Genomic DNA, 15168 nt, shown 5'->3' with positions numbered 1-15168 from the left:
AGTTTTAGTGNAATTTGAGAAATGGATACNCTTGATTGTGGTAATTTTCATTTATTAGTTTTAGTAAATAGGAAATCTAAAATAGTTTTTTATGATATTTTATTTACTAAAAAAGCAAGTANNGTGTTAATGGTTTTAATGAAAATNATTAAACAAATTGGTNTTAGNAAATTTAGTTGTATTTTNACAGATAGAGGAAAAGAATTTTATANATGAAAAACAATAGAAAAACATTTTAAAATAAGAGTTTATTTTTGTGACCCTGGTAAACCAAAACAAAAAGCATTAGTNGAACGNATAAATAGNGATNTAAGGCGNTGATTTGNNCNAAATGAACCNTTNATTAATATTCGTAGTANATTAAAATCTGTTTTAGATATATTAAATACTACAATTAGACCGTGTTTGGGATATTTTACATCAAAGCAATATTTTAAAAAAGTTTTTGTAAATTAAACTAATATTTTAATGTATAAGATTAATAAAGTTTATTTTTTGTTGTGCTTATTTTTATAATTTTGAAAATAAATATTAAAAATAATATTTTGTTTTAATATTTTTTGTAATTATTGATTTTTATTTTTAATTTGTTATAATTTTATTAACTTTTTATGGTTTGGCATTTACAATTTACACATAATAGAAAACCACAGTAATTAAATTAATTAATAGTTTTTGAAAAAAATACTAGTACGACTAAAAGGTTTTGTTGTTATTAAGAGGAATGATGATTCTAAAATGGGACAATTAAAAATGATAATATTAAGATTTCCTAGAAATAAAAATGGAAAGACAAAAAAATTGACTGCAAAGAATAAATAGGAAATAAAAAATAAATCAATATATTTGTTATCTTTGTTAAAAGAAATTGCCCCAACTAGAAAGACACTTATTGATAAAATCATTAGGATTATTAATGTTACTCAAAAACTAATTGCTCTTTTAAGCAGAAAGAAGTCCATTTTTAAGATTCGCATTATTCTTCACTCATTTCCTTTATTTTTTGATATATATTTGATTTATCAAAGGCATAGTATTTTTCATATTCTGCTTGAATATCTCAGACTATTTCATTATTTTTTTCTTTTTCTACAACAATTTGACCATGATCCAAAATAATAAAGTGATCAATATAATCAGCAAATTCATTAAGAATGTGGGTAACAATAATAATTGTTTTACCATTTTTATGTAAACTAACTAATAAATCAATTACAATCTTTCGGGTCATAGCATCTAAACCGGTGGTTGGTTCATCTAAAATATAAATGTTATGTTTTAATAAAAAACATTGTGCTAAAAGAACCTTCTTGGCCATTCCTGTTGATAAAATATTTAAGGATTGGAATGCTTCTAACTTAAAAAAATCAATAATATCTTTAATTTTTTCTTTTTTAATTTTTTCTTGCTCTAATATACATCACATTTGCAGATAATCAAATATATAAATTTTAGATAGGAAAACAACTTTTTCTGGGATATAACCAATTTTTTGCTTTGATAAAGGGTTGGTGTTGTTTAATCTGTTGATATAAATGTTTCCTTTTTGATGGGGAAATGCCCCAAGAATTGTCTTAATTAATGTTGTTTTTCCAGCCCCATTATGTCCTAAGATTCCAAAAAAACTTCCTTTGGGAATAGTAAGATTCATGTTAGTAAAAATTGTTTTTTTTAAAAATGATTGAGATAAATTTGTGATATTAACTGCTGGTTCTGTAAAAGTTATTGTTTTTTCCATAAAAACCTCTTTTCTATTAATCATCAATTGTTTCAAATCAATCATCTGTTACTGTTTTATAAATTGTGTATGGTGGTGTTTTTGGATAACAATCCATTCCTATCTTACGTTCAGCAACAATTCGATAATTTCAACGATCTGCCTCTAACTCTGTTTCATAGACATACTTTAACTTCCTTTCAGAAACATATTATTGAATTATTGGAATTTTTATTTTAAAGTAATTAGCATTTCAAGTTTTTAAATAGACAACATAGCTTTTATACTTAAATTATATCAATAAAGTTTTATTTTTAAGATTGTAATACTTTACAAAAGCATAAATAATTTTTGAATGAGAATTATAGGGACATTTTTAAATAATTTATTATAAAAATAGTATAATATTTATATTGCTAGTAATCATTTTTAGGTTTTAAAAAGATTTCTAATTTTATTTTTTGTAAAAATCAACCAATTAGAGGGAGTAAATAAATGAGTGTTAAAAGTAATTTAGACAAATTAAAGAACCAAATTGGGATTAAACGTTGTGTTATTCTTGAAGGAAATGTTAATGATATTTATCAAATAAATAACGGTTATGTTGGTTTAAAAGATAAGTTACGTGGTTTACTAAAAGAAAAAGGTTTTAATGACATTTTTACTTGAGATCGGATTGATGGTTTAACTGGTGGAAATATTAAGAACTTAACTTTAACAGCTGAACCACAACAAAAAAGTAAAGAAGGTGAAGCTTATGATTTTGGTCAAGAAGTGATTAATAATGCTAATAACCAAGATAATGGTCCAACTGGACAGTTTCCAACTTTAGCAGAGTTTTTTGCTATTGTTCGTCGTAATATGCTAACACCAAGTCCCAAAAAAATTGCTTTTGTTGCTGATTTTTCAGATTATTTATTTTCAAATGAGCAATCATTAAGCGAAGAAGAACGTGTTAATTTAATTTCCTTAAGTAAGGCTTTTCGTGATAAAAAATTTGACCAATCAGAAATAGTTGATTTTGATACTGCGATTATCTTTATTACCAATAGTGTTGGAAAGTTACCAACATCATTTTATTTAAATAATCCGGATGTTACAACAATTACTTTAACGAAACCAAATCGGGAAGAACGTGAAAAATTTATTTTAACTAACAAGAGTTTTTTTAAGATTACTGAAGATTTAAGTACTGATGTTTTAAAATTACAAGATATTTATGATACGATGGAGGGATGAACTTTGAAAGAAGTTTATCAATTAATTAAATTCTCAAACAATATTGCTGAACGATTACCGTTTGAAAAGTTATTAAATTCTTATCAATATGGTGACAAAGTTTCACCTTGAGAAGAAATGAATTATGATAAATTAGCAACAATCGAAACAGAGTTAAAAAAACGAGTTATTGGGCAAGACCATGCGATTGTTAAAGTAAAAAATGTTGTTTATAAAGCCTTTACGGGGTTGTCTGGCGTGCAATATTCTTCAAAACGAACAAAACCCAAGGGAACGTTATTTTTTGTTGGTCCAACGGGGGTTGGAAAAACTGAATTAGCAAAAGCTTTAGCAAAGTTTTTATTTGGGGATGAAAAAAACTGTATTCGTTTTGATATGTCAGAATATAACCAGGAAGCTAGTGATCAAAAATTAATCGGAGCACCGCCAGGTTATGTTGGTTATGAAGAAGGCGGTCAATTAACTAATGCAATTAAAGAAAAACCTTTTAGTGTTTTATTATTTGATGAGATTGAAAAAGCACACCCACGAATTTTAGATAAGTTTTTACAAATTTTAGAAGATGGGCGTTTAACAGATAATAAGGGACAAACTGTTAGTTTTTCTGATTCCTTCATTATTTTTACTTCAAATATTGGTGCTGCTGAAGTTGATGATAGTTTATCATTCTTAGAAATTGAAAAACAATTTATTCAAAAAGTTTCTGATCATTTTCGCACCGAATTAAGACGTCCAGAATTATTGGGGCGAATTGGAAATAATATTATTCCGTTTAACTTTATTAAGGATATTAGTTTTAAGGCAAAATTAATTACTCAAAAATTACGTCCAATTCAAGTAGCGATATGAGAAAAATATAAGGTAAAATTAGAATTTATTCAGTTAGAACAAATTTTGCCAATCATTATTCAAGATGCCGATGATAAAAAGGGGGGGCGTGATTTGTTAAATAGTATTGAAAAACATGTCGTTGATGGGTTAAGCTCCTTTATTTTTGCCAATCAAACTAGTTTTAAAGCGGGTCAAACAATCTTGGCACAAGCTAATGGTCAACAAATTGAATATAATTTAAAATAAACTATGAGTAATTTAATTAATTTTAATCGGTTTGTTTCTTTTACAACAATTGAAGGTCCGAGAAACCGGTTTGCCTTATGAATGCAAGGATGCATTATTAATTGCAAAGGATGTAGTAACCAAGAGATGATTCCTTTAATTAATCGGAATGTAATGGAAGTTAGTGAACTTTTCAAAGCAATTAAAGATGCGCAAGAGCGCTTTCAAATTGAAGGAATTACAATTTTGGGGGGCGAACCGTTTATTCAACCACGGGCATTATTGGAATTAGTGACGTTGTGTCAAGCAAACAATTTAACAGTAATTGTTTTTTCCGGTTTTTTATACGAACTATTGCAAGAAAAACACCCGGAAATTTTAACTAAAATCGATATTCTAATTGATGGGCCATTTATTATTGAAAAACTAGACAAAAAACGGCGTTTAATTGGTTCAACCAATCAACGAGTAATTAAACTAAGTGATACTTATCAAAATAATGATTATTTTGAACAAAATATTATTGAAGCTGAATTTACTGTTACTAAAAATAATAGTATGATTATTAATGGCGATGGTGCACACCTCGTCAACAATGAGAAAACAATTTTAACAAAAGAGGAGGACAAAGAAGATGGGAGCATTTAAACTAGATGGTGATGTGTTTTTACATATTAAACAAGATATTATTAAAGTTGGGGATAAATTAGAATTTAAAGCAATAAATGGTGATATGAGTGATTTTCATATCGATGATGTTAGAGCAAAATATAAAGTTATTTCGTCAATTCCAAGCATTGATACTAGTGTTTGTTATACTCAAACAGTTAAGTTTAATGAAAGTATGAAAGATTATAATAATGCTCGTTTAATTACGATTTCAAGAGATTTACCATTTGCGCAAGAAAGATGTTGTAAATCATTTAAAGATGAAGCACATTTCTTAATTTCAGATTATAATTATCGAGACTTTGGGGCAAAATCAGGATTAGTTTTCACTGATTCACAAATTTTACCACGAGCTGTAATAATTTTAAACGAAGACAATATTGTTGAATATCTTGAAGTTGTGAATCCGGTTGGTAATGAATCAAATTACCAAGCAGTATATGACTTTTTAAGTAGTAAAAAATAAAAAAAGTATTGATAAAATACTTTTTTTATTTTAAAGTTAAAAGTTCTTTGATCTCATCAAGGTCCCGTAGCTTTTCTTTATCAATGTTTAGTTTAAAACCATAGCCTTCTTCTTTTTTATATTTTGGAATAACATGAAGATGATAGTGAAAGACTTGTTGAAAAGCTTCACTTTTTTCATTACTAACGTAGTTAATTCCAACAGGTTTTAAAACTTGATACATTTTTTGGGCAACTTTTTTTCCAACTTTTGCAACAGCAGCTAAATGTTTATCATCTGTTTCACTATAATAATCAAAGTGTTTTTTTGGAATTATTAAGGTGTGACCATCACTATTTGGAAATAAATCTAAAAAAGCGTAAACAAGATCATTTTCATAGATTTTTTTACTCGGAATTTCTTGGGCAATAATTTTACAAAAGATGCAATCACTTTTGTTCATTTTTACATCAGCTCCTTATGAAATAATTATAGCAAACTTATAAGGCGAGTTATAGCATCTTTGCTTTTGGGAAAGGAAAAATAAATAGTTAAAAATTTCTAACTTTTTTAAAAAATTTATTATTTTTCTGTTATAATTAGTGGCTATAAATCATCTAATAATTCCTTAAATTTTGTGATATAATATATATGTAGCAAACAGAATGAGAGGAGATGATTATAATGGAAGATAATCGTACAAAAACAGCTCATGATGAAGCTAAAGAAATTGTTGGGCGATACCGTATGTTAGGGGAAGATATTTATTAATATCTTGAAGTATTAAAACATCAAATTAGCCAACGAAAAAAAGTATTGAACCTAATGATTTAAAACAAGCAGCCTACTTTGAAGAGTTACTAGTATCTGTCAAAAAAATCTGAAATGAAAAATACCAGGACTAAGTAAAGCTCTTATTTTATGAAAGCAAAGCAGTTTGCTTTTTTTAATAAAAAAAGAAGATTTTTAATCTTCTTTAACAATAAATGATCCAATTGCATCAAATAAAGTTTGCGAGTAAACATTTTCTGGATTATAACCAAAGGCTAATGAATATAGTCTTGTTTTTGCTGCGGTTTGCAAATCACTAAACTGAGCAAAAGTATATTCAATTCACTTTAAGATTTGTCCTTTAACATTTGGCACGTTTGTTGGAATTCCGTCTTTATCATAAAGGGCATTTCCATTTTCATCATATGTTCCTAAATAACCTGTTTGATTATATAATCATGATAATGAACGTTTAGCGCCTCCTTGTTGTGATACTCATGCTTGGTCTAGGTTGGCTGGTGTTCCTCCTGACCCATATCAAGTTAATGATAATGGTTTGTTATTTGTCTTAGTATTTTGATAATTAATGTTCATATTTTTCATTAAGTCAATTGTATAAATTGGTAAGATTAGAACAACTGATCCATATCTTCGGTTAGCATCTAAAAACTGATAACTTGAAGGACTTGTTCCTTCCCCTGATTTAATAATCCCTGGTGTTGCGGTTTCAATAATTTTTTGTTTATATGCATCAGCATTATTTAGGGTTGTAAAGATTTCATTTTTACTTTTATTGATTCCAACAAAACCTTTAAAGCCACTAAGGCCAAAGATTGGGTCAATTCCTTCGTTAATCATATTTTTAAATTCATCACCATTTTTGGCATTAAACATATTTTTTAAGTTAGCTGTTAGAATATCTTCTTTGTTTGTTAAATCAGTATTTAAAGTTGCAACATTTTCTAATTCTCCACCAGTCTCGAATAGTTTATCTAAACTAGCTTTATCTAATTTTAATTCTCAAACCATCTTAACATATGAATTTCAACGAGCACCACTAATTGTGTCTCATGATTGAATGGCATTAAATAAGGCACTGTTACGATTTAAATAAATTTCTGTATTATCACCACTACCATAACGTTTAATTTCGTTTTGGTGTAAATAGGTTGCAGTAATAATTTTATCAATTACAGCTGGGACTTCAACATGTTTATAATAATCATTAAAACGAATTTTTAAAGCAATTTTCTTTTCATCTTCTGTCATTTTATTGAAGTCAGTATAGTCATTTCCTGCAGGTTTAATTTTAATCTCAAAGTTATTTTCCCCTTGATCTTTTTGTGATTTCGTATAATCAGGTGATATTGTGGTTGATTTTCAGAAATATGATTGGACTCCTCCAACAAATCATTTTTCTGATTGGTAATCAGGTGCATATCCTTGGCCAGCAATTATTAATTCTAATGGTGTATAATTTGATATTCCAGTTAAATATTTCGTGTACAAATTATCAAGAGCAACTTGTTCCACAAAACTAACAATTTGTTTTGCTAATTCATTTTCTGGCTTACTAACATCAATTGTTACTCCAGTATAACGAGCTCTTGTTGCTTCTTCTGAGGCATAGAAGAATTTCGAAATATTAGTATCTAATAATCGGACAGCCATTGTTTTTAGGTCCGCTTTTGTAAAAATATCATTAAATGAATATTTTACGTAACTTGATTGATTTTCTGAATCAATTTGGGCAATAATTCAACGTTTAACTTCAACAGCAATTGCTGGGTCAGTAAAACGCTCAAAGTTCTTTTTCCCACAAGCAACAACAGTGGTGCTGGCAGAAGTAACAATTGTTATTGCACCTAAGATGCTTAATATTTTTTTCATTATCTTCTACCTCCTATTGTGCTAAAGTCATCACGATATCAATTTTGATCACCATTATTATAATATTTTGTTTTATCTTTTTCTCAAGTTTTAAATTGATGTAATCAAAAGGCAGTTTGAGTAGAGCTAGTATGAAGTCCTGAATAATTTGTTTTAATTTGTTCATCTCAATATTTTGATTGAGCAATTTTATCGACAATAGCTTTTGTTTTAATTTCTGCGGCGGGTCCACCAGTTTTATAGCCTTGAATCGTTTTGTTTTCTGCTTCAAAACTACTATATAAACGTTGAACTGCTCCTCCTGATAAGTTTGTTGTCATTGCGCTAATAATTAACGTAAATCAATCAGCATTATCGTGTCCTTCACCATCTTTAAAAGTAATAAAGTTTTTTAATCATTGGTCAGGACCTGCTCCATTTTGTAAAATTTTATTATTGAAAAAGTCATAAGTTCAGAATCATCATGTTTTATCATCAGCTGAACCAGAAGATGAAGACAATGTCGCGTATTTCTTAACCTCGTCTAAAACTTTAAATTTAAGTTTGCTAGTACTATCGTTATTAACTAAACTACGGTTTGTTAAATACCATAAATATTGGGCATTAGCAAATTGTGTATTCATTTTTTGTTGTGCTTTATCTGTTGTCATAATTTGTGATTTATCAGACATTGCTTTATATGAAATGTTTGAATAATTTAAACTTTTAAATTGTCAATCACTATTATAAGGACTATATGATGTTGCGGTTGCGTCAGCTAAATATTCACGACCATCAAGATGAACTAAATTTAGTCCATTTGTGTCAAAGAAGGCAACTACCATATCTTTAGTGTTACCGACTGTTCAGTTTCCACTAATTGAATCGGCAGTAGCTTTTCTCCCAATAGCAGTTACTGCTGCATCTAAATCAACAACTGGTGCTGTTGATGTAGCGCCAATACTATCATAAACACTTGCTTTTAAAATATTCGATTTAACAGCATCCGCTTGTGTACTTAATGTTAATAAGTCTGTTGATGGTGTTGCAGTTCCTTTACTATTGTTAATAAAATCATCTCAACTTGGTGCGGTTTTTAAAGCAGTTAAATCAGTATTAATTTGATTTTGGGTGTTTTCATCAAAACTATCTTTTGTAAAACCAGTATCAGTTGGTGTTACTCCCGATTTAAAGGCATAAGTTATTTTTGAAATAGCTAGCGGTTTTTCGTTTTGGAATCAGTTTTCAATAAGATATTTTTGAAATAATGAATATTGTCCAGAATCATATGATTGTGATAAAAATGGTTTTCCAATTGATGTTTTACTTGCATCAGCAAAAACAGGTGTTGCTACTGGTGGGAATTTAACCATATATTTAGTAACATCATAACCTTCTGTTTTTAAATTTCCGGCAATTGTGTCTAAACGAGTATTAATTGCATCAATTGTTAATTGACTTAAATCTGCACCAAAACTTTCACTTGTATTATCTCAACTAAAAGCTAAAGCTACTTGTGTTCGTGAGTTTTGATCACTAGTATTTCAATCTTTTGCTTGTCCTCCGCCTTTAAGAAAATCAGCGAAAGAACTTAATTTAGTTACTGATGTATCAGTTGTATTAGTTTGATATGTTCGCATATTATTATTTAATAGAATGTTAGTTAACATTTGTGTTCCACTAATTCCTCCATCAGCACCGGTTGTCATAATAGTGGCTTTATAATTCTGCTCTTCAATCTCATATTTTTTATTTCCACTAGCACCAGTAATATCTTTATAATTTAAATCTAAAAAATCATGATATTTTTTTTCTCAATTTTTTTGGTCGCTATCTTTAAAACTTTGTTTCTTTTTCTCAACAATATTGTTTGTGTTTTGAACTAATAAATTTCATTGGTCTTTTAAAATGTCTTTTAAATCTTTATAGTCTGCAATATCACCAACTGTTGTTTGAGCAGTTGGAAAAAATTTATCTGGATTAGCTAAAGCTGCCACATTTAAAATTTGCGTTAATTGCACTGACATTTTAGTTCTTGTTGGTCCATCTCATTGTGATGGATCATTTGTTCATGTTCCATTCCCCGCATCAACAAAGGGATTTGCTAAAACACTTCAAATATCAGGGGAAGTAATTTGTTTTCCACCATAAATTCCTGGGAGTCAAGCTCAAATACTATCACCATTCCCATTTTTATGTTGATTGTTATTTTCTTTATTACTACATGCCACTACCCCAGAAGTTGTTGCCCCGACTATTACCACACTGCTAAGTACTGATAAAAGTTTCTTCATTTTGATTCATCCTTCCTTTTGACTTATTATTTTTTGTACTTTTTGATAAAAAAATACTAAGTACATTCTATTAAAAATTTATAATAAAGTCTACTTTTATTGTACAATAAAAGTAGACTTTATTTTTAAAAAAATAAAGATATTTCACTTGAAAATAACGCAAGAAGCTCTTATAAAGGAGGAGTAAAAATGCAAAAGATTGAGATAAAAGATTTATTTGTTTCTGCTGATAATGAGATGATTTTAAATGGTTTAAATTTGACTGTTAATATTAATGAAATTCACGCTTTAATGGGGCCAAATGGAAATGGAAAATCAACTTTGTTATCAACAATTATGGGACACCCTAGTTACACGGTGGAAAGTGGGGATATTTTAATTGATGGTGAAAGTATTTTAAATAAAACAGTTGATGAACGCAGCAAAATGGGTGTCTTTTTTGCAATGCAGTCACCAGTTGAAATTTCTGGAGTTTTAAATTTAGACTTTTTAAAAGTAATTATTAATGCTCATCGCGATGCTCCAATTAAGTTACCACAATTATATAATGACATTAATCATAATATTAAAAATTTAAAAATTGATGATAGCATGATTCGCCGTTATTTAAATACTGGTTTTTCTGGTGGAGAAAAGAAAAAAAATGAAATTTTACAATTAAACTTATTAAAACCAACATTGGCTTTAATCGATGAAATTGATTCGGGGTTAGATGTTGATGCTTTGAATGTTGTTAGTGCTGAATTAAATAAAATGCGGCAAGAAAATTTTTCAGCAATTATTGTTTCACATTATGATCGTTTTTTTAATTTGGTCCAGCCAACCCATGCCCATGTCATTGTTAAAGGGAAAATTGTTAAAAGTGGTGATTATAGTTTAGTTAAAAAGATTAATGAAGAGGGTTATGAATGATTATTGCAGGAATTAAACTTAACATTTGATAATAAAAAAGCAGAAGCAAAACCTTTGACGGGGATTGGCTGTGCTGCGCAAAAAGGAAAATAACAATGCGAGTTTTACTGAATCAGCAAGAAGAAATTATTAGTGATAATCTTTTGATTAATGATACAACACAAAACTTAACGATTGAAAATACTAATCCTGGGCAAGTTATTAATCTTAATTTTTCAACTAATCTTTCTAATAAAACTTTTTTAATTTTTTTAAATTTAACTGCCGAAGCAACCATTAACTATAATATTCCTGCTCAAGATCAAATTAACATTATTAATATTTATAAAAATCGTGAATGTGAGCAAGTTGCTAATCTTTTTTATAATGTGCTAGAAAAAACCCATGTTAATGTTTATAATTTAAACATTGTTAATAGTAATATTACCGAAAATGTTACTTTTAATTTACAAGGCAAGCGTAGTACGCTTAAATATTATCTCGCAAGTTTGGTAACGCATGATTATCAAAAAAATGCAATTATTTATGCGCACCATTTAGCGCCCGCAACTGAAAGTGATATTAAAACATATTCAATCGCAAAGGATAATTCATTACAAACCGTTAAATGTACTAGTCACATTGAGAAAACAATGAGTAAATCAGAGGCTCATCAAGAGTTACGATTATTAGTTTTTGATAAGACTTCAAAAGCAATTTCTGATCCAATTTTATTGATTGATGAAAACGACATTAAGGCAAGCCATGCCAATGCTGTGGGAATGTTAGACCCTGACCAAATCTTTTATTTACAAACAAGAGGTTTAACAGTTAATCAGGCACGAAAATTAATTTGCATGGGTTATTTTAAAAATGTGATTGATGCAATTGAGGATGAAACATTACAAAAAAATATTATTGATGAAATTGATAAAGAAATTGGAGAATAAATATGATTGATTATAAAAAAATTAGAGCAGAATTTCCTTTTTTTAAAAATAATGCTGATCAAATTTATCTTGATAGTTCAGCGACTAGTTTAAAACCACAAGTTGTGATTGATGCGATTAATAATTATTATACTCACTATGGAACTAATCCTCATAATACTGATAGTGATTTAGGGTATGAAACAAATGTGCAATATGAAACAATTCGTGGTAAGATTAAGCATTTTATTAATGCTAAAAAAGATCAAGAAATTATTTTTACGTCGGGAACAACATATAGTTTAAACCAAATAGCTTATGGATTAAGCGACCTTATTCATGCCGGAGATGAAATTTTAATTACAAAACAAGAACATGGGGCAAATATTTTACCATGGTATCGTTTAGCATCAGAAAAAAAGGGTTATGTTAAATTTTTACCAGAAAAAAATTTTAGCATCGATTTAGAACAATTATCAAAAGTGATTACTGCTAAGACAAAAATAGTTTCTTTTGCTAATGTTCCCAATATTTTAGGTTATGAAAATAATCCGATGGTAATTATTGCAATGATTAAAAAAATTAATCCTGAAATAATTGTTGTGGTTGATTGTGCGCAAGGAATTATTCATATGCCAACTGATGTTCAAAAATGAAATGCTGATTTTATTACTTTTTCTGCTCATAAAATTTTTGGGCCAACTGGAATTGGAATTTTATGAGGAAAAGAAGAATTATTATTGAAACTAAAACCATTAATTGTTGGTGGCGGAATGAATGCTCGGATTGAAGGCAACGGGTCAGATTATCTTTTAAAGGGATTACCAGACCGATTAGAAGCGGGATCACCTAATATTGCTGATATTTTTGGTTTTGGAGCAGCGATTGATTTTGTTAATCGACTTACATTAAAAGAAATTATTAGTTACACTCATCAGTTAAAACAATATGCGCTTGAGCAATTTAATCAAAAATTAAAAGATAAGGTTATTATTTATAATGCTGATGCTAAAGCGGGAACATTGGTGTTTAATGTAAAAGATGTTTTTTGTCAAGATGTTGCGACGCATATCGGTAGTCGTAACAAAATTACAGTTCGAAGCGGTGATCATTGTGCTCGGTTAATTGGAGAAATTATTCCGGATAAAAATACAATTCGTGTTAGTTTTTCAATTTACAACAGTTATGAAGATATTGATTTATTAGTAACAGCCCTTGCTAATGAAACCGCTTTTTTGGGAAGGTTGGTTTAAATGGAATTTGATAAAAATGATCCAATGTTTTTACGGCAAATTATTATGGAACATTATTCAGAACCACAATATAAGGGGTTAACGAAAGAAGCCAACGCACACTCAATTCATCAAGCTTCAGAATCATGTATTGATGATATTCATTTAGAATTAATAGTGGCCGACCAAAAAATTATGATGGCACGATTTGATGGTGTTGGTTGTGCAATTTCAACTGCATCAACAGATATTATGGCGCAGGAATTAGAAGGAAAAACCATTCGTGATGGTTTAGCGATTATTGATAATTATTTTGCAATGGTTTTTGATAAACCATATGATGAGACAAAGTTAAACGAACTAGTTGCATTTATTAATATTGCAAAACAACCTAACCGAATTAAATGTGCTACAATTGGTGTCACTGGTTTTCAAACTTTATTATTAAATTTATTAGATCCAAGTAACAAAAAATAAAGGAGGTGTTATTAATGTCAAAGTTAAAACAAGAAAAACAAATTAAAGAAATTTCTAATTATAAATATGGTTTTAATGACGGAGATATTTCTTACTATAACACGGGGAAAGGTCTTAATGAAGATATTATTAATGAAATTTCAGATCATAAAAATGAACCAGCGTGAATGCGCGAATATCGCTTACAATCATATCGTAATTTCTTAAAAATTAATAACCCAAGTTGGGGACCAAATTTAGAATTTATGAATTTTGATGATTATGTTTACTATATTAAACCAACTGATCACATTGCTACAAAATGAGAAGAAGTACCAGAAAAAATTAAAAATACTTTTGATCGGTTGGGATTACCAGCAGCGGAACGAGATTATTTAGCAGGGATAAAAGCTCAATATGATAGTGAGCCGGTTTATGGTAGTATGTTAAAAGAAGTTGAAGAAAAAGGGGTTATCTTTTTAGATTGTGATACGGCGTTGCGTGAACATCCTGAGTTATTTAAGAAATACTTTGGGACATTAGTTCCAAATACAGATAATAAATATGCCGCTTTAAATAGTGCCGTGTGGTCAGGCGGTTCATTTATTTATGTTCCGAAAGGAGTTAAATTGGAAAAACCATTACAAGCTTATTTCCGAATTAATTACGAGAACAGTGGACAGTTCGAACGAACATTAATTATTGTTGAAGATGATGCTGAATTAAATTATATTGAAGGATGTACTGCGCCAATTTATTCTCGTGATTCTTTGCATGCCGCAATTGTTGAAATTTTTGTTGGGAAAAATGCTAAAATGCGTTATACAACAGTTCAAAATTGAAGTGACAATGTTTTAAACTTAGTAACAAAACGAAGCATTGTTGAAGAAAATGGCCAAATGGAATGAATCGACGGTAATATTGGGTCAAAAATTAATATGAAATATCCAAGTGTTATTTTGAAAGGAAACAATAGTAAAGGACAGTGTATTTCGATTGCTGTTGCAAAAGAAAATGTCATTCAAGATGCCGGTTCAAAAATGATTCATTTGGGGAAAAATACTTCTTCAAAAATTATTTCAAAATCAATGACCTTTAATGGTGGAACAGCAAATTATCGTGGTTTAGTTCACATTGGACCAAAAGCTCAATATTCAAAAGCACGGGTTGAATGTGACACCTTAATTTTAGATGGGAAATCACATTCAGATACAATTCCACAAAATAAAGTTTATAATAATGAATCACAAATTGAACATGAAGCTACTGTTAGTAAAGTTTCTGAAGAACAATTATTTTATTTACAAAGTCGCGGGTTATCGGAACAAGAAGCTTTAGAAATGATTATAATGGGGTTTTTAGAACCTTTTACAAGAGAATTACCAATGGAATATGCTGTTGAATTGAATCAATTAATTAAGATGGATATGGAAGGCAGTGTTGGTTAATGGCCGTTGTTGATAAACAATAGATTCGACAAGAAAAGCTGCTGGCTCGGCAAAACATTGCTTTATCATTACGTCATCAAAAAGAGCAACAAATTTTTGATTGTTTTTTTAATAATAATATGATCCAAAATAGTAAAAATATTGCCCTTTAT

The 15168-nt window shown here is 29.0% G+C and carries 12 protein-coding genes; 8 read left to right on the top strand and 4 right to left on the bottom strand.

The annotated features are described in order from the left end of the window. Positions 1–976: 976 nt before the first annotated feature. Complete coding sequence (locus TS70_RS04200; protein ID WP_198049509.1) at positions 977–1738, bottom strand: ABC transporter ATP-binding protein; 762 nt, start codon at positions 1736–1738, stop codon at positions 977–979. Positions 1739–2212: 474 nt separating this feature from the next. Here TS70_RS04200 and TS70_RS08555 point away from each other — a divergent pair, with 474 nt between their 5' ends. From TS70_RS08555 to tpx, 3 genes are read left to right on the top strand one after another with little or no spacing between them, the layout of a single operon-like run. Beyond that, positions 2213–4033, top strand: a complete 1821-nt coding sequence (locus tag TS70_RS08555) for an AAA family ATPase (RefSeq protein WP_040092616.1) — start codon at positions 2213–2215, stop codon at positions 4031–4033. A gap of 3 nt (positions 4034–4036) precedes the next feature. Further along, entirely contained in the window at positions 4037–4660 is a 624-nt protein-coding gene (locus tag TS70_RS04190) for a 4Fe-4S single cluster domain-containing protein (protein ID WP_198049508.1), read from the top strand. Next, complete coding sequence (gene tpx, locus TS70_RS04185; protein ID WP_198049507.1) at positions 4647–5147, top strand: thiol peroxidase; 501 nt, start codon at positions 4647–4649, stop codon at positions 5145–5147. Before TS70_RS04190 ends, tpx begins: the two co-directional genes overlap by 14 nt. Before the next feature lie 25 nt (positions 5148–5172). Here tpx and TS70_RS04180 read toward each other — a convergent pair whose 3' ends face one another. From TS70_RS04180 to TS70_RS04170, 3 genes are all read right to left on the bottom strand, one after another. Next, entirely contained in the window at positions 5173–5589 is a 417-nt protein-coding gene (locus tag TS70_RS04180; protein ID WP_198049506.1) for an HIT family protein, read from the bottom strand. 503 nt (positions 5590–6092) lie between these two features. Beyond that, complete coding sequence (locus tag TS70_RS08550) at positions 6093–7787, bottom strand: lipoprotein (RefSeq protein WP_198049505.1); 1695 nt, start codon at positions 7785–7787, stop codon at positions 6093–6095. Then, positions 7787–10060 (bottom strand): lipoprotein, encoded by a 2274-nt coding sequence (locus TS70_RS04170; protein ID WP_198049504.1) that lies wholly within the window; start codon positions 10058–10060, stop codon positions 7787–7789. Before TS70_RS04170 ends, TS70_RS08550 begins: the two co-directional genes overlap by 1 nt. 189 nt (positions 10061–10249) lie before the next feature. Here TS70_RS04170 and sufC point away from each other — a divergent pair, with 189 nt between their 5' ends. The 5 genes from sufC to sufB are packed head-to-tail and all read left to right on the top strand — an operon-like array spanning position 10250 to position 15016. Further along, the gene (gene sufC, locus TS70_RS04165) at positions 10250–11065 is read left to right on the top strand and encodes a Fe-S cluster assembly ATPase SufC (protein WP_040092620.1); all 816 of its coding nucleotides are present in this window, start codon (positions 10250–10252) and stop codon (positions 11063–11065) included. Positions 11066–11067: 2 nt separating this feature from the next. Next, on the top strand, positions 11068–11901 hold the full coding sequence (locus TS70_RS04160) for a SufB/SufD family protein (RefSeq protein ID WP_198049503.1): 834 nt from the start codon (positions 11068–11070) through the stop codon (positions 11899–11901). Between the two features lie 2 nt (positions 11902–11903). Then, the gene (locus TS70_RS04155; RefSeq protein ID WP_040092622.1) at positions 11904–13133 is read left to right on the top strand and encodes an aminotransferase class V-fold PLP-dependent enzyme; all 1230 of its coding nucleotides are present in this window, start codon (positions 11904–11906) and stop codon (positions 13131–13133) included. Next, entirely contained in the window at positions 13134–13589 is a 456-nt protein-coding gene (gene sufU, locus TS70_RS04150) for a Fe-S cluster assembly sulfur transfer protein SufU (RefSeq protein WP_198049502.1), read from the top strand. Between the two features lie 14 nt (positions 13590–13603). Further along, a complete protein-coding gene (gene sufB, locus TS70_RS04145) occupies positions 13604–15016 on the top strand; it encodes a Fe-S cluster assembly protein SufB (protein WP_198049501.1) in 1413 nt (470 codons plus the stop codon). Positions 15017–15168: the final 152 nt, after the last annotated feature.

Origin of the sequence: Spiroplasma sp. hyd1 (assembly GCF_016082235.1) — a bacterium.
In the GTDB taxonomy this organism is placed as follows: Bacteria; Bacillota_I; Bacilli_A; order Mycoplasmatales; family Mycoplasmataceae; genus Spiroplasma; species Spiroplasma poulsonii.
Note: the sequence above shows the minus strand (reverse complement) of the source record. Positions and strands in the feature narration are given on the sequence as shown.